This window comes from Caldimicrobium sp. SLHALR3, from assembly GCF_058692735.1.
Genome location: NZ_CP182484.1, coordinates 365,722 through 384,838 on the forward strand (window position 1 = coordinate 365,722; position 19,117 = coordinate 384,838).

The 19,117-nt window shown below is 33.4% G+C and carries 18 protein-coding genes; 5 read left to right on the forward strand and 13 right to left on the reverse strand.

Annotation, left to right across the window (positions count from 1 at the left end; translation table 11 throughout):
* Position 1: 1 nt before the first annotated feature.
* From ACLGLP_RS02000 to ACLGLP_RS02030, 7 genes are all read right to left on the reverse strand, one after another.
* Positions 2-1,714, reverse strand: coding sequence for an ArsB/NhaD family transporter (locus tag ACLGLP_RS02000; protein WP_492113270.1), 1,713 nt, complete (start codon positions 1,712-1,714; stop codon positions 2-4).
* A gap of 116 nt (positions 1,715-1,830) precedes the next feature.
* The gene (locus tag ACLGLP_RS02005; RefSeq protein WP_492113271.1) at positions 1,831-2,244 is read right to left on the reverse strand and encodes a hypothetical protein; all 414 of its coding nucleotides are present in this window, start codon (positions 2,242-2,244) and stop codon (positions 1,831-1,833) included.
* Between the two features lie 21 nt (positions 2,245-2,265).
* Complete coding sequence (locus tag ACLGLP_RS02010; RefSeq protein WP_492113723.1) at positions 2,266-3,213, reverse strand: sulfite exporter TauE/SafE family protein; 948 nt, start codon at positions 3,211-3,213, stop codon at positions 2,266-2,268.
* Positions 3,214-3,467: 254 nt separating this feature from the next.
* Complete coding sequence (locus ACLGLP_RS02015; protein WP_492113272.1) at positions 3,468-4,340, reverse strand: universal stress protein; 873 nt, start codon at positions 4,338-4,340, stop codon at positions 3,468-3,470.
* A gap of 21 nt (positions 4,341-4,361) precedes the next feature.
* The gene (locus ACLGLP_RS02020) at positions 4,362-5,468 is read right to left on the reverse strand and encodes a sulfite exporter TauE/SafE family protein (protein WP_492113273.1); all 1,107 of its coding nucleotides are present in this window, start codon (positions 5,466-5,468) and stop codon (positions 4,362-4,364) included.
* A 1-nt stretch (position 5,469) separates the two neighbouring features.
* A complete protein-coding gene (locus ACLGLP_RS02025; protein ID WP_492113274.1) occupies positions 5,470-5,721 on the reverse strand; it encodes a hypothetical protein in 252 nt (83 codons plus the stop codon).
* Positions 5,722-5,744: 23 nt separating this feature from the next.
* A complete protein-coding gene (locus tag ACLGLP_RS02030) occupies positions 5,745-6,215 on the reverse strand; it encodes a hypothetical protein (RefSeq protein ID WP_492113275.1) in 471 nt (156 codons plus the stop codon).
* Between the two features lie 234 nt (positions 6,216-6,449).
* On the opposite strand from ACLGLP_RS02030, the gene ACLGLP_RS02035 reads away from it, so the two are divergent.
* Genes ACLGLP_RS02035 through ACLGLP_RS02045 form a run of 3 tightly spaced genes read left to right on the forward strand, consistent with a single transcriptional unit; the run spans position 6,450 to position 9,689 of the window.
* Complete coding sequence (locus ACLGLP_RS02035; protein WP_492113276.1) at positions 6,450-7,850, forward strand: sensor histidine kinase; 1,401 nt, start codon at positions 6,450-6,452, stop codon at positions 7,848-7,850.
* Complete coding sequence (locus ACLGLP_RS02040; protein ID WP_492113277.1) at positions 7,837-9,192, forward strand: sigma-54-dependent transcriptional regulator; 1,356 nt, start codon at positions 7,837-7,839, stop codon at positions 9,190-9,192. The genes ACLGLP_RS02035 and ACLGLP_RS02040 overlap by 14 nt, the downstream gene beginning before the upstream one ends.
* Positions 9,193-9,194: 2 nt before the next feature.
* Positions 9,195-9,689, forward strand: a complete 495-nt coding sequence (locus ACLGLP_RS02045; RefSeq protein ID WP_492113278.1) for a HyaD/HybD family hydrogenase maturation endopeptidase — start codon at positions 9,195-9,197, stop codon at positions 9,687-9,689.
* On the opposite strand, the gene ACLGLP_RS02050 is transcribed toward ACLGLP_RS02045, so the two are convergent.
* From ACLGLP_RS02050 to hypB, 3 genes are read right to left on the reverse strand one after another with little or no spacing between them, the layout of a single operon-like run.
* On the reverse strand, positions 9,686-10,033 hold the full coding sequence (locus tag ACLGLP_RS02050; protein ID WP_492113279.1) for a hydrogenase maturation nickel metallochaperone HypA/HybF: 348 nt from the start codon (positions 10,031-10,033) through the stop codon (positions 9,686-9,688). The genes ACLGLP_RS02045 and ACLGLP_RS02050 overlap by 4 nt on opposite strands.
* Entirely contained in the window at positions 10,034-11,044 is a 1,011-nt protein-coding gene (gene hypE, locus ACLGLP_RS02055) for a hydrogenase expression/formation protein HypE (RefSeq protein WP_492113280.1), read from the reverse strand.
* Between the two features lie 13 nt (positions 11,045-11,057).
* Positions 11,058-11,768 carry a hydrogenase nickel incorporation protein HypB gene (gene hypB, locus ACLGLP_RS02060; RefSeq protein ID WP_492113281.1) on the reverse strand — a complete coding sequence of 237 codons (711 nt, stop codon included), beginning with the start codon at positions 11,766-11,768 and terminating at the stop codon, positions 11,058-11,060.
* Positions 11,769-12,350: 582 nt separating this feature from the next.
* Here hypB and ACLGLP_RS02065 point away from each other — a divergent pair.
* Positions 12,351-13,409 (forward strand): hypothetical protein, encoded by a 1,059-nt coding sequence (locus tag ACLGLP_RS02065; protein WP_492113282.1) that lies wholly within the window; start codon positions 12,351-12,353, stop codon positions 13,407-13,409.
* Positions 13,410-13,412: 3 nt separating this feature from the next.
* On the opposite strand, the gene folE2 is transcribed toward ACLGLP_RS02065, so the two are convergent.
* Entirely contained in the window at positions 13,413-14,189 is a 777-nt protein-coding gene (folE2, locus tag ACLGLP_RS02070; protein WP_492113283.1) for a GTP cyclohydrolase FolE2, read from the reverse strand.
* A 168-nt stretch (positions 14,190-14,357) separates the two neighbouring features.
* Here folE2 and ACLGLP_RS02075 point away from each other — a divergent pair, with 168 nt between their 5' ends.
* The gene (locus ACLGLP_RS02075; RefSeq protein ID WP_492113284.1) at positions 14,358-17,387 is read left to right on the forward strand and encodes an EAL domain-containing protein; all 3,030 of its coding nucleotides are present in this window, start codon (positions 14,358-14,360) and stop codon (positions 17,385-17,387) included.
* An 11-nt stretch (positions 17,388-17,398) separates the two neighbouring features.
* On the opposite strand, the gene ACLGLP_RS02080 is transcribed toward ACLGLP_RS02075, so the two are convergent.
* Together ACLGLP_RS02080 and ACLGLP_RS02085 are read right to left on the reverse strand one after the other, a co-directional pair.
* Positions 17,399-18,439 (reverse strand): sensor histidine kinase, encoded by a 1,041-nt coding sequence (locus ACLGLP_RS02080; RefSeq protein ID WP_492113285.1) that lies wholly within the window; start codon positions 18,437-18,439, stop codon positions 17,399-17,401.
* Positions 18,429-19,115 carry a response regulator transcription factor gene (locus ACLGLP_RS02085; protein WP_492113286.1) on the reverse strand — a complete coding sequence of 229 codons (687 nt, stop codon included), beginning with the start codon at positions 19,113-19,115 and terminating at the stop codon, positions 18,429-18,431. Before ACLGLP_RS02085 ends, ACLGLP_RS02080 begins: the two co-directional genes overlap by 11 nt.
* Positions 19,116-19,117 lie beyond the last annotated feature (2 nt).

Genomic DNA, 19,117 nt, shown 5'->3' on the forward strand with positions numbered 1-19,117 from the left:
CTTAGTAAAATATAAAAAGCCATATATTGGCAATAACAACGGTTATAATCATCAACGCAAAGGCATATTTCATAAATTCTAAAAAAGTTATTCTATGCCCTAAGCTTTCTGCAATTCCAACAGTTACCACATTGGCAGAGGCACCAATTAAGGTTCCATTACCTCCAAAACAGGCTCCAAAGGCAAGAGCCCACCAGAGAACATTACTTTCAGCTCCAGGAATAACTTTAGTAAGATAGGCAACTATTGGTAACATGGTGGCAGTAAAGGGAATGTTATCCACAAAGGCACTCATCAAAGCTGAAACCCATATAATAAGAGTTACGGCAATAAACAAATTCCCTTTAGAAAGATGATAAACCCAGTCTGCAATAATATCAAGGAGTCCCACTTCCTCAACTGCTCCTACAAGAATAAAAAGAAAGATAAAAAAAAGAAGGGTTGTCCACTCAATATCCTTTTCTATAACTTCAAACATATTTACTTTTTTAGTTAAAACTCCATAAATAAAAAGAAGACTTGCTCCAAATAAAGCAGGAATACTAACCTCCATATGCCAGTAGCCATGAGACACAAAAAAGGCAATAACTATAGCCATTACCAAAAGCCCATAAGTAAGAAGATTTTTATCGGTAATTTTAAATTCTTCCTCCAGCTGAGCTATTAACCCGTCAACATCCTTAATTTTCCCCTTTTTGTATTCTTTTCTGAAAAAAAGTTCATTGTAAGCTATTAATCCAAACATACATATTAAAACTACTGGAGTTAAATTTTTAACAAATTCCATAAAAGTAAGTCCTGCGTAAGAGCCTATCATAATATTTGGAGGATCTCCTATAAGAGTTGCCGTTCCTCCTAAATTAGATGCCATTATTCCAGGAAGAAGGAGCGAAAAGGGAGAAATCCTTAAAACCATAGCTATTTCAATTAAAACTGGTGTATAAAGAAGCATAGTGGTTACATTATCAATAAAAGCTGAAGTTACTGCTATAAAAAAGCAGGAAATTGCGTTAAGCAAAAATACATTTCCTCTTGCAATTTTATAGGACATATAGGCGCACCACTGAAATACACCTGTATTTTTCAAAACTCCAACAATAATCATCATACCCATAAGAAGAAATACCACATTTAGGTCTATAGACTCAAGCGCTCTCTCAAAGGAAATAATGTAATAATCAGGATTGATAATTCCCAAAGTGTAGGTGATAATAAGCATTAAACTTGCTCCCAGAATAGCAGCAAGTGTCCTGTGAAGAAGCTCAAAGGCTATCAAAATATAAATAAAAACGAAAATACCAGTCGCTATGTAAAATGAGGGGGAAAGGTGTCTCTCAAGAATAACATTTTTTACTACATAAAAGTTGTTTCCTTTCTGGGCAAAGTCTGATATGTTTAAAGGAACAGTTTTCTTTTTAAGGTTTGGTTTATAGATCTCTAACTTTAAGTTCTCCTTCTTTAGGTCTTCTAAGCTGAGTTTGGTTTCTATTTGATAAGTGCCGTGAGAAGAAGTAAGAAAATGGAGCTTTCCATTTACTAAAAGCCCTATCTGAGCCTCTTTTATGGGCTTTTTATGGGTATCTAAAACCTTTCCTGATATAAATAAGTTTATGTTTTTACCTTCCTTTGCCAGAATAGCTTCTGAAGAACCTAAACCTAAGGTAAAGAAAAAAATAAAAAAAAGTAAAAAACTTAAAAATTTAACTTTACTCATTATAAAATTGAAATTTTAATCTAAACCCTAAAAAGATAAAGATAAAGATAAAAAAGAACTTTAAAGAAATTTTTAATAAAAGAAGCCCGGAAAAATTTCCGGGCTTCTTTAAAGAATTAATGTCCTATCTTAAAAATTCCAACTGCTGCTAAAACTAATATTAAAATTTCTAAAAGTGTAAGAATGGTATAGGCTGTATCTTTTTTCTTTATAAAGATAGGTAAAATTCTGATGTAGCATAAAATGGTCAAAGCACCTAAGAAGGCTATAGGAATGTAATTCAGATAATCTCCTTTATTTATATTCTTTAGCCATCCCCATCCCGTCGGAAGACCTGTTACTTCTATAAACTTGTGGCTTTTTAACTTCCATAAGTTTGGCAATTCATTTATAGGAATTTGGTTTGGAAGAATTCCTAAGAGATAGATTATAAATGTTATTATAAGAACTGCTAAGCCAAGCTTCATTCCTATATCAAGAAGATTAGCATAGGCTATTTGTTCTTCTTTTACATATTTGTTTTGTGTCATTTTATCCCCCTCCTAAATTTTTTATGTCCAGATTCCTAAACCTTTAAGCAGTGCTCTTATTCCTGCAAATCCTAAAACCAAGATAACTATCCATCTTACAATCTTTGGTTTTGTTATAGCCAATATTCTCACACCCACCACTGAACCAAGCATGACTCCTATAACACTTGGCACAACTATCATAGGAAGAACTGCACCGCTATTCAAATATACCCAGGCTGCAGAGGTATCAGTAATACCAAGTAAAAATTTACTCGTAGCAACTGCTACCTTAATCGGTGCACCAAGAACGAGATTTAATACAGGGACATTTGCCCATCCAGCACCGAGCCCAAATAATCCTGCAATAAGTCCTATTAAAATAAATAATCCCAAACCAAAGGGTGTTCTGTGAATCTTCCATTCAACTTCTTTTCCTAAGGAGGGATCGTAAAATATTCCACCTATTTGCAATGCCTGTGAAAGGGCATCTGGCTTTTCTACCTCTGGAAATTCAGCTTTTTTGGCAGTAGCCATAATTATTACGATAAAAATAATTGTTATTCCAAGAAGAATTTGCACAATATTAGAAGGAATTTTTAATCCTACTAATGCTCCAACTATGGAACAGGTTGAGGCAATGAGAGCCATAGGAATAGAAAGTCTAAGATCTGCAAATCCCTGTCTTAAAAGTCCTGGTCCTGCTGCTAAAGCACCTGTTAAGGCAACAAAAAGACCTGCTCCTCTTACAAAATCAATGTGAAAAGGGAAGAAACTACTTACCAGTGGAACAAAAAGAACTCCTCCTCCAACACCAGCAAGAACTGCAAGAATACCCAAAATAAAAGTAAAAATAAACAGTGCTAAAGGCCAAAACCACCAAGGAAGAGATGAAGAAGGATTAGGCTGTGAAGCAGGATTTACTGTCTCTGCAAAAGAAAAAGAATAAAAAAGAAATAAAACTAAAATAACTCCAAAAATTAACCACATCTTCCCCTTTTTACAGTTTTTCATAACACCCCTCCCCCTGAAAATTTTATTTAAAATAATGATTTTTAATTTTTATGAAAAAGTCAAAGCTAAAATTGGCTAAATTTCCCTAAATTTAACCAAAATAATTTTTTATAAGAAGATTAAAAGATTTTAAGATATTATTTTGAGATTTTACGATAAAATTTAAAAAATTTTATTAAAAATTTATTCCCCTCAAGAAGAGGGGGATAAATGGGGGAGGGGTAAAACTATCAAAGTTCTAAATTTTTTGAAATTAAAACAGGAATTGAAGTAAAAGTAAGAACCTTTTCAGCAACGCTTCCCATTAAAAGTCTTTTTATACCTGTTCTCCCATAAGATCCCATTATTACAACTTCTATTCCTTTTTCTTCTACAAAAGAAAGTATTTTTTCTCCCGGATCTCCTTCTTTTACAAAGGTTTCTATTTTAATCCCAAGGTTTTCAGCAGATTTCCTTGCTCTTTCTAAAATGTTTTTAGCAGTATTGTAAAGCCCTTCTACAAAGTCAGAATGCTCTACAGAAATTTCAACGGGCACATCAATTACTGAAAGAAGATATACTTCTGAAGAAAAATTTTGTGCAATTTTACAAGCCTTTTTAAAGGCAACCTCACTGTATATAGAACCATCTATGGGAACGAGTATTTTATTAAATGTTAGGGTAGAGTTTTCTGGAATTACGAGAACATCAACCGGAGAATAACCAATAACTCTTGTTACATTAACTCCAAGAATTTTCCTAATTAAACCAAGATCCTTTTTTCTACCAAGCACTATTAAATCACAATTTTCACTTAAAGCAGTATCTACAATTTTTGAAAAAGGTTCACCTATTTCTAAAATGGCTTTTACAATAATTTCTTCCTGATTTGCTATTTCTTTAATTTTTTTCAGAACCTCTTCATAAGGTCTTTTAAATTCCTTTTCAACATCTTTAAAAACCCACAGATGAAGATCTCCTTCGTGAAAAGGAACCACAGAAAGGGCAAAGAGTCTATTGCTGTTATTTTTCACATATTTTACTATTTCTTTAAAAGCGTGGAGCCCGGCAGGCTCCACTCCACAGGCAACCAATATTCTTCTGTAAAGTTGAAATACCTTCATTCATAGTCCTCCTTTTTCTACTTAAAACTTCTTTTCCTCAGCTATAGCAATACCAAGAGCGGATTTTTTGAGATAAGCCTTTTCTTCTCTAATTCCTTTAATCAAAGCTCCTAATACTATAAAACATCCTACTAAAAGTGCAGTAAAGTTTACTGCAAAACTTAAACTTTTTAACCATCTTATTATTTCGGGAGTTAAATGCACCCAAAGATTAAGCTGATGTAAATATACAGGAACCATGAGAGCACGGCTTACAAGCACTATAAGCATTATAGTTCCCATAACGATTTTTATCATGTAATCCCTTACATAAGTTGTTCCGATAGCACCAAGCTGAACACCAAAAAGAGAACCTAAAAGAATGAGCATAGCAAGTCTTATATCTACAAATCCGCTCCAGGCATATTTAAATGTCCCACCAGCTCCCATAACGAAAGCTATAACAAGTTCTGTAGCTGAGGCTTTAATAGCAGGAGCTCCTAAAATATACATCATTGAAGGAACACCTATAAATCCACCCACTGCAATAGTTGCTGCAAGCATTCCTGTTGCAAATCCAAGTGGAATTGTAATCAGAACCGAGATTTCCTTTCCCAAGCTGGGAAAATAAACCATGGTTCCGGGAATCCTTATAGAATGAATAAAGCGAATAATTCTATTATCTGGCTTATCTTCCTTTTCTTCACTTATATTTTTACTTTTAAAGGCATCTAAAAGTACATAGGTTCCCACAATTAATAAAACCACTACAAAAGCAAGACTTACATAAAGACTTGAACCTGCTTCCCCCCAAGTTTTTTTGATATATTCTTGGATATGAGCTCCTACCATAACTCCTGCCTCAGCAGAGGCACCCATTATGAGTCCAAGTTTAACATCAACCTGACCAAATTTCGCTCTTTTAATAGCACCCACTAAAGCTTTAGGAAATTTATGACACAAATTACTTGCAACTGCAACAATTCCAGGAATTCCCATACTCATCATGCTGGGAGTTAACACAAATGCTCCCCCACTTCCTATAAAACCACTTACCAGTCCTCCAACAAATCCCACAAAAACTAAATAAAGTATCTGAAGCGTGCCTAAGTCTACAAATTGTGTGTGGGTGACTACTCCTTCTACCATATTACTTCACCTCCTTTCTTTTTTTCTTGGGCTCAACTCCCAAAACAGACCAGAAGGCATCAGTAAAATTTCCGTGAACAAAAGAAAAAACAAAGGCAGTAAGCCAAGGAAAAAAGGCATACCATCTCCCTTTACTACAAAGTTCTTTTACCAATTCCTGATGGGTAAGTAAAAGATAGTAAAGAATAAAACTTAAAAACCCAAATACAAAAAACTTCTTAAACGGTCGCCTTTTTATAACCGCTCTTTCCATTACCCACCTCCTATATATTTAAATTATGACTGTTCCAATAGAATTAAAGGACAATGGACTTTTTCCAAAATCTTTTCCATAAAGTGAATTGGCTCTGCCTCTTTTAATTCAGCTATCTTCCCAAGAACTTCCAAAGACTCCACAAATATTAGCTGAATGTTAAATTCCTCTGCTATCCTCGTCAAATCATTTTCAGAAAACTTTACTAAACTTAAGTAGGCAATAGGAATGGACTTATTTTTAAAGTTCTCTTTTATTAATTCTACCTGAGATTCACATCTTCCTACAAATAAAAGCCCTGCCTTTATCCTTTCGCATAAACTTTCTATGTATTTAATACTCTTTTCTGAAAGACTCCTTCTGGGACAGACTACCAGAATGTTTTTCCTGCCTTCCAAGGTTTCCAAAGCATACTCCCATTCCCCTGCTTCAGCAAAGGTTATTGCTGTAAAATAATCCTCTAATCTTTTCCAAAACTCTTTTTTACCCTTCATGGCTATCTATCCCCCCTTTTGTTTTTTGTTTCTATTTTGTTTCTATTTAAATTAGAAACAATTTTTATGCCCAATTTTAATGTAGTCTAAATCTTTAATTTTTCTTAATTTTAAAAATCTCAACTTTTAATATTTTGTTGCAAAATGCAACATAATAAATTTATCTTTGAAAACAATTAAAAATTCTTTGGAAAATTTTGTTGCATTTTGCAAAACTTGGATTATTTTGAAACTATGAAATCTAAAAACCCGAGTCTGAAGCTTCAGTTGTTTGTTGCCTATTTCATATTTATAGCTTTTATTTTTTTAATTTCGTTACTTTTCTGGCGATTTAGTACAGAAATAGAAAAAGAAGTAGCATACGGAGAAAAATTTTCTGAATTTTTAGAAAGTGTATTGGAAATGAGAAGGTATGAAAAAAACTATTTTCTTTACTATAATAAAGAAGACTATGAAAATTTAAAAACTTACTTTATAAAATCAAAAAATCTTTTTGAACTTCTTAAACCCCAAGTTATAAAGTTTAGTTCAAATGAAAAAATTAAAGAAATAGAAAATGATTTCCTTTCTTATGAACAACTTTTAACAATTCTAAGCAAAGCCAATCCTGCGAATAATAATTTTTCAAAGGTGGAAGAAAAAATAAGAACGCACGGTAGTAAAATTTCAAAATTTGCTGAATCGATGAGAAAGATAGAAAAGACTATTCTTATAAATTATCTTACCTCTGCAAAAAGGCTTTTTCTTCTTTTTGGGGTTTTTTTAAGTTTGTTTGCTTTAGCAGGCTTGTTGCTCTGGTATAGATTACTTGTTAATTCCTTAAACACTTTAGAAAACGAGGTTAAATACATCCTTTCTGGAAAAACCAAAGAGGCTTCTGTTCCTCCTGAATTTCAGCATTTCGTAGAAACTTTTAAAAAAACCTACTTCACTTTCCTTGAAACTGAAAAACTATCTTCATTGGGAAAGCTTCTTTTTAGTATTGCACACGAGATTAACAACCCACTTTCAAATATTTCTACGAGTATTGAACTTTTAAAAGATGAAAGCATAGATGAAAATTTTAAAAAAGAAATTTTTAAAGACCTTGAACATGAAATAGAAAGAACTAAAAACATTGTTCATTCAGTGCTTGATTTTTATAAGGTCAAAGATAAAAGTTTTGTAAATTTAAATTCTTGCGTTAATAATACAATTCATCTTCTTAAAGGTTATATACCGAGTAAGATCTCCTTAAAAATAGATATTCCAACAGATATAGAAATATGGGGGAATAAAGCTCAGATTCAGCAAATCTTCATAAATCTTATTAAAAATGCTGTTGAAGCCATCAAAGACGAAGGAGAAATAGAGATAAAAGCCTTTCAGGAAAAAGATATGATAAAAGTTATAGTAAAGGACACAGGGGAAGGCATCCCGAAGGATTATCTTCCGAGAATTTTTGAACCATTTTTTTCTACAAAAAAAACAGAAGGGCACGGAATTGGGCTTTTTGTAGTGTATAATCTCGTTAAAGAGCACGAAGGAAATATATGGGTAGAAAGTGAAGTAAACAAAGGAACTATTTTTTATATAGAATTTCCTTTAAAAACTCGTAAAGATATTATGAGGGAGGAAGTATATGAAAACCCCTAAGATTTTAATAGTGGAAGATGAGAAGGTAACCTTAAGAAATCTTGAATATGTGTTAAAAAAAGAGGGATACGAAGTCGTTGCTACAACAAGCGGAACCAACGCTTTAAAACTCTTACAGGAGGATAATTTTGACCTCGTTCTTACAGACTTAAAACTTGAAAAAGTTGACGGCATTGAAATACTTGAAAAGTGTAAAAATGTTTCACCAGATACAGAAGTTATAATAATCACCGCTTATGCAACGATCTCCTCTGCAATTGAATCTATGAAAAAAGGAGCTTTTTACTATCTTCCCAAGCCCTTTAAACTGGAAGAGGTTAAAAAACTTGTAAAAGAAGCCCTTGAAAAAGTAAAACTTAAAAAGGAAGTTGCAAGACTTAAAAAATTGGCGGAAGAAGAAAAAAAACCTGTAATTATTATTACTCAAAATCCGAAGATGCAAAAAATATTAGAAACTGCTAAACAAATTGCCTCAACTGATTGTAATGTAATAATTACCGGGGAATCTGGAACGGGAAAAGAACTTCTTGCCCGCTATATTCACTATAATAGCCTTAGAAAAAATGGTCCTTTTGTAGCTGTTAATTGTGGAGTTTTTAGTGAAGAATTACTTGCCAATGAACTTTTTGGACATGAAAAAGGGGCTTTTACAGGAGCTACTGCCACCAAAAGGGGACTCATTGAAATGGCTGATAAAGGCACTCTCTTCTTAGATGAAATAACTGAAATGAGCCCCTCCATGCAAGCAAAACTTCTTAGAGTTATACAGGAAAGAGAATTTCTAAGACTCGGAGGAACAACCCCTATCAAGGTAGATGTCCGATTTATAGCAGCTACCAATAAAGATCTAAAAGCTCTTATTAAAGAAGGAAAATTTAGAGAAGATCTTTATTACAGACTCTGTGTTGTTTCTTTTGAACTTCCTCCTCTTGCAGAAAGAAAAGAAGACATACCTCTCTTAGCTTACTATTTTTTGAAAAAGTATTCTGCTTTGATGAAAAAAGAAGTTAAAGAAATTTCTCCTTTGGCTTTGGAAATTCTTATGAATTACGATTATCCTGGAAATGTTAGAGAACTTGAAAACATTATAGAAAGGGGAGTCGCTCTTGCCACAGGAGATACCTTAGAGCCTGGGCATCTTCCTGAGGATCTGCAGTTTCTCAAGATAAAAACCTTCAGAAAAAAAGAAGGTAGGTACCCTACCCTTGAAGAACAGGAAAAAGAGTATATCCTATGGATATTAAAAGAAGTAGGAGGAAACAAAACACTAGCTGCTGAAATTCTTGGCATAGACAGGGTTTCTCTCTGGAGAAAATTAAAAAAATACGGAATTGAGGAGTAAAAATGTCTGAAAAAAAAGAAGTTGTCGTTTTGGGACTGGGAAATGTTCTTCTTTCTGATGAAGGTGTAGGGGTTAAAGTAGTTCAAGAATTAATGGAAAAATACGAATTTCCTGATAAAGTTGAAATAGTTGATGGTGCGGTGGGTGCTTTTTTACTTTTACCTTATATTGAATCTGCTAAAAAACTTCTCGTGATAGATGCCGTTTCTGGAGGAAAACCTCCTGGAACCATTTACAAATTTAAAGATAAGGATATACCCTCTCAGGTAATGGAAAAAATTTCTATGCACGAAATCAGCTTTTCTGACATCTTAAACCTTGCTAAACTTAGAGGAAGCTATCCAGAAGAAATAGTTATAATAGGAATTGAGCCTAAGTCCTTAGAAATGAGTTTAGAGCTGTCAGATGAAGTTAAAAAGAATTACGAAAAACTCTTAAATGAGGTTTTAGCTCAGCTAAGAGACTGGGGTATTGAATCCCTTCTTAAAAAGGCTTAATTATCTTCCAATTCTAAAGTTTTAAGAAACATTTCTTCTCCTGAAATTACTTCTGTATTAAATGAACCACAAAAAGGACAAACTAAATTCCACTTTTCTTTTACAGTGGTTTTCCCACAGTCTAAACATCTTATTTTAAGGTCCTCAAATTCAAAAACTATTTCAGCATCTTCAAGGGGGCTTCCTTTTTTAAAAAAATCTAAGGCTGTCTTTAAAAGCTCTGGCTCAATCCCAGAAAATTTACCTATGAGAAAAACCGCTTTGGTAACCCTTTTTCCTGGATAATCTTTAAGAAACTCTTCCACAGTTCTTAAAATGTTCTGAACGACAAAGTATTCGTGCATTTAGCAAATTCTCGGGAAGAGTTCTCCTGAAGTGTTTTCAAGTATTCGCTCTGTGCCGTAAAGGGTCTTTAATATCACTTGAGGAAATGAACTTTTTTCAAGAACTTTTCCTATGATTTTAGCTTCTGTTCCTAATGGATGGGATCTTAAAATTTCTAAAGCTTTTTCTCCGTATTTTTCAGGGAGTGCAATTACTAATCTTCCTTCACAGGGAAGATGATAGGGCTCAAAACCAAGTGCCTCGCAAAAGGCTTTTACTTGAGGCTTTACAGGAATAGCTTCTTCTTCAATCAAAATGGTTACCTGAGAACTATAAGCCCATTCATAAAGCGTTGCTGCAAGCCCTCCTCTTGTCGGATCTCTCATAGCGTGAATTTCTATTTCCGTATTAAAAAGCGCTTCTCCTAAAGGTATTAAGCTTTCACAATCACTTTCTAATTCTACCTCAAACCTTATTCCCTCTCTTTCTGCAAGAATACATGCCCCGTGCTCTCCGATTGAACCAGAAACTATGATAACATCTCCTGGCTTTAAGTTTTTACAAGAAATTCCATCATATACTATTTTTCCTATTCCTGAGGTAGTAATAAATATTCCGTCAATCTCCTTTTTGGGAACTATCTTTGTGTCTCCTGCTACTATAGAAACTTTGTTTTTTTCAGCCTCTTCTTTCATACTCTGAAGAATCTTTTCAAAATCTCCCATTAAAAAACCTTCCTCAATTATAAAACTTGTCGTTAAATAAAGAGGTCTTGCACCGGCAACCACAAGATCATTTATAGTTCCTGTAACCGCAAGCTTACCTATGTTCCCGCCTTTAAAAAATATGGGCTTAACTGTAAAGCCATCTATAGTAAAAGCAAGTTTTGAAAAGCTATCGCTTAATACAGCTGAATCTTCAAGCTGATCAAGAACTGGATTGGAAAAGTATTTTAAAATGTATTCCTTTATAAGGGTGTAGGTTTCCTCTCCACCACCTCCGTGAGCAAGAAGAATTTTATCAAACTTCATAGTATTTTTTCCTTTATTTTAGACTTTTAAGATATCCTTCAACTTTATTCTCAATAAAGCTAATCCAATCCTCCATTCCCTCTCCAGTTTTTGCAGAAATACTAATTAGGTGAGCCTTCGGATTTATCTTTTTTATGTCTTCTTTTACCTTTTCTAAGTCAAAATCAAAATAGGGAAGTAAATCAATTTTAGTAATCAATACTACATCTGAAACCTTAAAAATAAGGGGATATTTTTCGGGTTTATCCTCTCCTTCTGGGACAGAAAGAAGAGTAACATTTAAATGGGTTCCTAGCTCGTAATTTGCTGAACAAACAAGGTTTCCTATGTTTTCTACAAATAAAAGGTCTATTTCATCAAGGGGTAAATGATGCATGGCTTTATGGACAAGAGCTGCGTCTAAATGACAGGCATTTCCTGTGGTAATTTGATAAACTGGAATCCCCTTTTTTCTAATCCTTTCTGCATCCCTTTCAGTCTCAAGATCTCCTTCTATTACACCAATACGATACTTATTTTTTAAAAGGTCTATAGTCTTTTCAAGAAGAGTTGTTTTTCCCGAACCTGGAGCACTCATCAAATTTACGGCATAAACTTTATGCTCCTCAAAGTGCTCTCTGTTATGCATTGCCAGAAACTTGTTATACTTTAAAATATCTTCAAAAACTTCTAATGCCTTTTTATCAGAAGTATCTGTAATCCCACAACCACATTCCTTACACATTGGCTTAACTCCTTTTAATGTTTTTTAATAATTATAATATAATCTCCTAAAAAGAAAATAAAATTATAAGCTATGGCTATTAAACTATGAACAAAAAAGAAATATTAAAAAATTTAAAAATTAAATTTCAAAAAATTAAAAATACTTTTTATAACTCCTTGAAATAACATTTAAAGGTCATTATTTCAAAATCATAACCAAATTTAAACTTTGACAAAAAATCTTTTCAAAATAACATTTTTTAATGTAACTTTATTGCAGGAGGAGAACATGAAAAGAAAGTTTTTAAGTTTAGCTGGAGTTGGAATATTGGGATTTGCTTTACCTTTGAGTGCTTAAGCTGCTCAAATAAAAGTAAGTGATGAAACCTTTGTAAACCTTCAAGCCCAGGCAAGAGTATTTTATTTAAACGCAGATAAAGGTGGATACGGTGATCCTGAAAAAATATGGACAGGTTATAGAGATTATAGATCGCAACAGTTTTTTATTTACAAATTTAGACTTGGAGTGAAAGGGCAAATAAATAAATTAGTAAGTTTTTATGGCAACTTTGACTCAAACGACAATGAAGGTTATCAAACCATGCTTTGGGAAGGGGCAGTCCAATTTAACTTCCGTCCAGAATTTATATTAGAGGCTGGAAAGATAAGAACTCCCTTTAGCAGGCACAATTTCATAGGTCGTCACAATAGCCCTGTTATGTCAAGTGATGGAGATTACTTTTTAGCTGATCAATTTAAAACCGCTTTAAAACCTGGTAATCCCTATGAAGGAGGATATAGAGGAAGCCAGGCTTATAAGAGAACAGACATGGGAATGATGATTAAAGGTTCTATAAAAGAGGGATTGATAAAATACTTTGCCGGAATCTTTCAGGAAGATAAATCCAACTCCAATAAAGTTTGGACACTTTCTGGTAAGTGGGATAATGCAGTTTTACTACCTGGAACTTATCAAAAGACCTGGAAAAATTTTGAGTATGATGCAAGAATTGAATTTACGCCAACCTTTTGGGGCTTTAAACAAGAACCAAATGTGTTTGATCCCTCTTCAAGAGAATATCAAACCTATGGAGGTAATTTTGATTTCATGACTATTGGATTTGGTTATCATCAGGAAAAACACCTGGAAAACCTTGATGAAAGTAAATACGGAGCTTCCTCTCTTACAAGAAGGGCTTATGACGCTGATTTTGCCTTTGAAAAGATGTTTTATAAGAAATACCTAATAGGAGCTGAACTTGGATACATGTATTTTAAAGACACTCACTTATATCAAGATTTAAATACCTATAAAAAAGGAGATATGTGGACCTGGTATGGAGAGGCTCACTTAATTTATGCTGAAAAAGTAGGAATTGGCTTTCCTGGAATTGGCTTTAGATACGAATATGTAGAAACTGACGGAAAATTTGAAGACAGCAAAACAGGAGAAATTTTTAAAGATCTTTCTTACGACAGATATGGAGTTTGCTTAAGCTATTATCTAAGAAAAACTAAAAGAGGAATTGATGTAACTAATAGATTTGGAATAGGCTTTGATTATGTAAAGGCTCGCGATGCCTTAAAGGAATACATTAAAAGAAAAGACCAAGATGATAGCAATTTTACCTGGTATGCAGCTGTCTATTTCAATTTTTAACACTTAGGGTTTAGATTTTTCTATGTAAGCATAGGCATTGTGGGCATGGATTGATTCAAAGTTTTCTGCCTCAACAGTAAACCAGGTAATTTCAGGATGTTCTAAAAGCTTTCTTGCTACCTCTCTTACCACATCTTCTACAAACTTGGGATTCTCGTAAGCTCTTTCCGTTACAAACTTCTCATCAGGCCTTTTTAAAAGAGAATAAACTGGACTTGAGGCTGATGTTTCTGCAATTTCAATAAGCTCTTCTAACCAGATGAATTTTTTAAATCTGACTTTGATGGTTACTTTACCCCTTTGATTGTGAGGTGCTTTGCTTATACTTTTTGAACAGGGGCAAAGCGTCATAACAGGAACTTCTACCCCCGCTATGAGATCCTTTTTTCTCTTAGAGTATGAAGCTATTATAAATGCCTTATATTCCATAAGAGATGCTATACCACTTACAGGCGCCTTTTTTTCTAAAAAATAAGGAAAATACATTTCTATGTAAGCTGAGCGGGAAGCAAGTCTTTCTCTTAGTTTTTTTAAAAGTTTTATTACATTTTTTACATGAATCTCCCTCCCAAACTCGTTTAATACCTCAATAAATCTGCTCATGTGAGTTCCTTTAAATCTTGCAGGAAGGTCTACATAAAGGTTAATTTCAGCAACTGTGTGCTGAAATTCTTTTTCTTTATCCAAAACCACTACAGGATACTTAAATCCCTTAATGCCAACTTTATCCAGAGGTATTTTTTCTCTTGGTGGTAAACTCTGAATATCTTCAAGTTTCATAAATTTCCCCCAAAAATTTTTTTAATTTTTAATATTTTAATTGAATTTAATATAATTAAAATTTTTTAAACTTGAAAAATAAAAAATTCATTTATAATTAAAATGATGTATGATTCAAAATTTTATTAGCCCCCCCCGAAAAACTCAAATACAGAGGATTCTCAAAAAGTGGACATACATTTTAAAATTTGCAGCTGTCAAAAAGAGAAGCTAAATTTATGGAATGAGCTTTCTAAAAACTTAGAAACCTTTCTCAAAAGGAAAGTAAACCTCAAATTATTTGAAAAGTTTCCTCAGGACTTGGAAGATAAAGTAGACCTTTTTTATGCCTCCTTTTCTCTGAGTCTTCACTTAATAGAAAAAAATTTTAAACCTGTTGCCAAGTTTAAAAATCAAAAAGACTACTACCTTGCTTTGTCTCCTCTTTCCCTTGAAAAGCTAAAAGAAAAAGAACACATAAAAGTTATTTTAGCTAATCGCTCCGTATTTTTTTATCTTCTTTTTTATCTAATCCTTTCTAAGCTTTCCGTCGATTTTTCTAAAATACAGCCTGTGCTGAAAGACTCTCTTAGTGAGGTTGAAGAAGAAATTCTTAAAGGCTCTGGAGATATTTACCTTCTTCCTGAAAAAAGAGCAAAACCCTATTTAGAAAGATTTTCCTTTGTAGAAAAATTCCCCTTTGAGGTCTCTCACTACTTTATGGTTTTTTCTAAAAGTCCACTTTTAGAAGATATTAAAAATGCCTTGTTTTCCTTAGACGAAAGTCTTATAAAAGAGCTTGGATTTGAGAAAATAGAAGAAGTTAACGAATGGGAGGAAAACTTTCTTAGGCTTTCTTCTCTTATAAGCTCGAAAGTCCCTGAATTTATTGAAAAATACACTATTTTAGATACCTTTTTAAATGCTCCCTTTTTTGGAATTGCCATATACCACGAAAAGTTTCTCTATGTAAATCCCTATTTTTGTAAAGTCTTAGGTTACACCCCTGAAGAATTTAAAGACTTGGCAGTATGGGATGTATTCTATTATGAAGAGGATAAAGAAAAAATAAAAACAGTTGCAGAAAGAAGGTTAAAGGGAGAATACTTTTTCAAATACTATCCATCTTTAATACTTAAAACAAAAGATGGAAGAAAGGTAGATACTTTAGTATTTGCAGGAACTATTTTTTATCAAAATAAACATTGTGGATTTGTTATAGGGGTTGATGTAACTGAGCTCAGGAAACTGCAGAAATTCTTAAATCTTTTAAGAAATATAAATCAGGCACTCATAACCTGCGAATACGAAAAAGAAATTTACGAAAAAACCTTACCTATCATTTATGAGTCCTTAAATTTAAAAGGAATTTACTTAACTGATAAAGAAGGAAAAATCCTTTACTCCTATCCAGAAGACCTTAAACCTGAAGAAATTAAAACCCCTCCCTATTATGTTTACACTCTTTCCCTTTTTAAAGATGATAAATTAGTTCTCTTTTTAAACTTAGTTTCTGAAGAAAAAGAACTTTTTACAGAAGAAACTGAAGAGCTATTAAAGGAGCTTTCCGCAGATCTCAATTTTGCCCTGAAAAAGGTATCCCTACTTGAAAGGGATCTTACTCTTAAAAAAACGATAGAAAAAGTTGATGAGCTTTTAATAATAGCTGATGAAAGAGGAAAGGTTGAATACATAAATTCTTATGGAATAGATCTTTTGGGACTTAAAGAAGAGGAAATCCATCAGAAAAACTGTTTTAAGCTTCTTTTCATACCAGAAGAGCTGATAGAGAAAAAAGAGGATACCACAAGATTTACTGTTTATTACAAACCTGACAAAACAAGAGTCGTTCTTGAGCTAAAAATTACTTTTATTGAGCTTGCTGAGAAAGTAAAGATAGTAATCATAGGAAGTGATCTTACAAAGGAATTGGAGTTTGAAAGAGAAAGAGAATTACTGCAATATCAGGATTCCTTAACAGGACTTTCAAACAGAAGAGGTTTCCAGAAAAAGCTTTCAGAACTTCTTTCCATTTTAAATATCCCCTCTGCTCTTATCTTAATAGATTTTTACAACTTTTCTTACATAAATCACTTTTACGGATCCCCTGCAGGAGACTTTTGCTTAAAAGAAATTTCTAAAAGGTTGCAGGAAGTTCTTGGAGATAGAGGGCTTCTTGGAAGAACCGGAGGAGACGAATTCAGCCTTTTTATTATAAATGTAACGGAAGTGGGACTTGCGGAATGGATTAAAAAAGTGAGAAATGTTTTAGAAGATTTTGTTTTTTATAATGACATAAAAATTTCCTTAGACTGGAATATGGGAGTTGTTGTTTTTCCTCAGGATGGAGAAACTGAAGAGATTCTCTGGAAAAAGGTTAATTTAGCACTTGTTGAAGCAAAGAAAAGAGGACCGGGTGTCATAGAAATTTATAACCCTGAAATAGAGGAGATTGTAGAAAAAAATTTCAGAGCTGAATTACTTATAAAAAGAGCTATCACGGAAAATCTATTTGTTTTTTATTATCAGCCCTGGTTTGAAACAAAAACTTTAAAACTTGCTGGAGCTAAAGCCTTAGTAAGAATAAAAAATGGAGACAAGCTGATTTTACCCTCTGAATTCATATCTACTCTTGAGGTAAGTCCTTACTTATCGGATTTCGTAAAGCTCTGTTTTGAAAAAAATCTTGAAAAGATTGAAAAATGGAAAATACCTATTTCCATAAATTTATCTTCTCAGAGCTTTAAAACCCTTGATTTTTTAAATACTTTAGCTCATTTTTATGACATTCTATCTCAATATCCTTACTTTCTTGAAATTGAAATAACGGAGCGAACCTTAGCAGAAAACATAGAAACGGCAAAAATGATAGAAATCTTAAAGTCTTACAAAGTAAAAGTCGTTATTGATGACTTTGGAACAGGCTATTCCTCTTTGAATTACTTGAAAGAATTTCCCGTTGATATTGTAAAAATTGACAAATCTTTTATAAGAGACATGGTTAAGGATGTCAGAACTCGTTATATCGTAGCAGCAATAATTAACCTTTCTCACTTTTTAGGTATGAAGGTTGTAGCTGAAGGGGTGGAAACAGAAGAGCAGTTTGAAATTCTCAAAGAGCTTGATTGTGATTATGTGCAGGGCTTTTTACTCTCTAAACCATTACCAGAAGAAGAAATAGAGGCTCTTCTCAAGAAAGAAAAATTAAACAAAATCTAATTTAAGTATATTTATATTCTTTCAAGTAAGATTCGGACTTCAAGCCCGCCATCCTTAGGCAAGAGAAATCTTAATTCACCACCGTGGGCTTCAATAATCTTGCGCGTAATAAAAAGTCCAAGACCGGTTCCATCGGTATTTCTCAATTTAAAGAAGGGCATTCCGAGCAGAGAAAGCTTCTCCTCTGGAACTCCAGGTCCTTTATCTCTAACGGAGATTAAAACCTTCTTATGATTGTAGGGATAACAGCAGACAGTTACTTTCCCTTGCTTAGGTGAAACCTTAACGGCGTTTTCAATCACATTAAAAAGGGCTTGAGTTAAAAGTTCTGCTGAACCAGAAACTTTTAGTTCCTCCTCCATTTTTAATTCAAGCTCAACTCCTTTATCTTCTGCCAAAGGACTTGCCCAGAAAAAAGCTTCTTCAATAATCTCCTTTAAAGAAAAAACCTCCTTCCTAAGCTTTACTTCCTTGGCAAGATAATCAAGCCCGGAAAAAAGTTTTTTTAGTAATCTTTCAAGGTTTTTTAAAGATCCTTTTACCTTTGAAAAGGACTCTTTTATCTCTTCTAAAGTAGCTCCCCTCTCAAGAAGGCTTTCCAGACGCTCAATGTGTCCAAGGGCAATGGTAAAAGGGGTCTTAAATTCATGAGAAAGATAACTTAAAGCCATCTGATAGGTCTCCTTTAAAGCTTCTTTCTCTGTTACATCAAAGATCAAAAATAGTTTTTCTTTTTTATCAAGTTCTATTTCAAAAAACTCTATTTTTTTGCCTTTTTTCTTAAAAAGCTCCTTTATTTTTGAGATTTCAGGATTTGAACCAAGGTTTTCAAGAGCCTTTTTATTCAGAAAAAGTGGTTCCTTATTTTTTATAATTAAAGCTTCCACAGGGAGTTTATTAAAGACTTCTTGAAAGAGTCTTCTCAATTTTTCCTCTTTTTCTTTTTCAAGTTTCAACTTCTGAAGGCACTTTAAAAGATACGCAAGAATTCCAAGAAAAATAAGAAAAATAAGACTTAGAAAAAGAAGGAAGTCCCAGGAATTAAGACCCATTTTCTATTACCAGACGATAACCAAGCCCTCTCACAGTTTGAAGAAGTTTCCCCCTTTCCCCCAATTTTCCCCTTATTCTGCAAATATAAGCATCAAGAACTCTGGAATAGTAATCCTTTTCGTTTCCCCAAATTATTTCCAGAAGTTCATCCCTTGAAAAGAGCTTATGCGGATTTTCTATAAAACTGCTCAAAATTTTAAATTCCGTTGAAGTTAGATCAAGGAGCTTTCCATCAAGATAAATCGCCTTTTTCTCTTTATCAAGGATAAAGGGGCCGCAAACAACATAAGTTAAAGGAAATTCTTCTCTCTTAGTAAGAAGTCTTTTTACCCTTAAAACTACTTCTCTCAGGCTAAAAGGTTTTACTACATAGTCATCAGCTCCAAGTTCAAAGCCAAGAATGCGGTCAAGTTCCTGTCCTTTGGCAGAAACTATTACTACTGGGAGATTTTTATACTTGTAGGAACTTCTTACAAATTTTAGAAGGTTAAGCCCATCGCCATCAGGTAAAATCAGATCAAGTAGTAAAAGATCTATTTCTGGGGAGGTAGAAAGGTAGACATAAGCCTGAGAAAGGCTTTCACGAATCTCAGTTTGAAAACCTACCTCCTTTAAGGCTAAGGAAAGAAGATCCGCAATCTCTTTGTTATCTTCTACAATGAGAATCTTTTTCACAT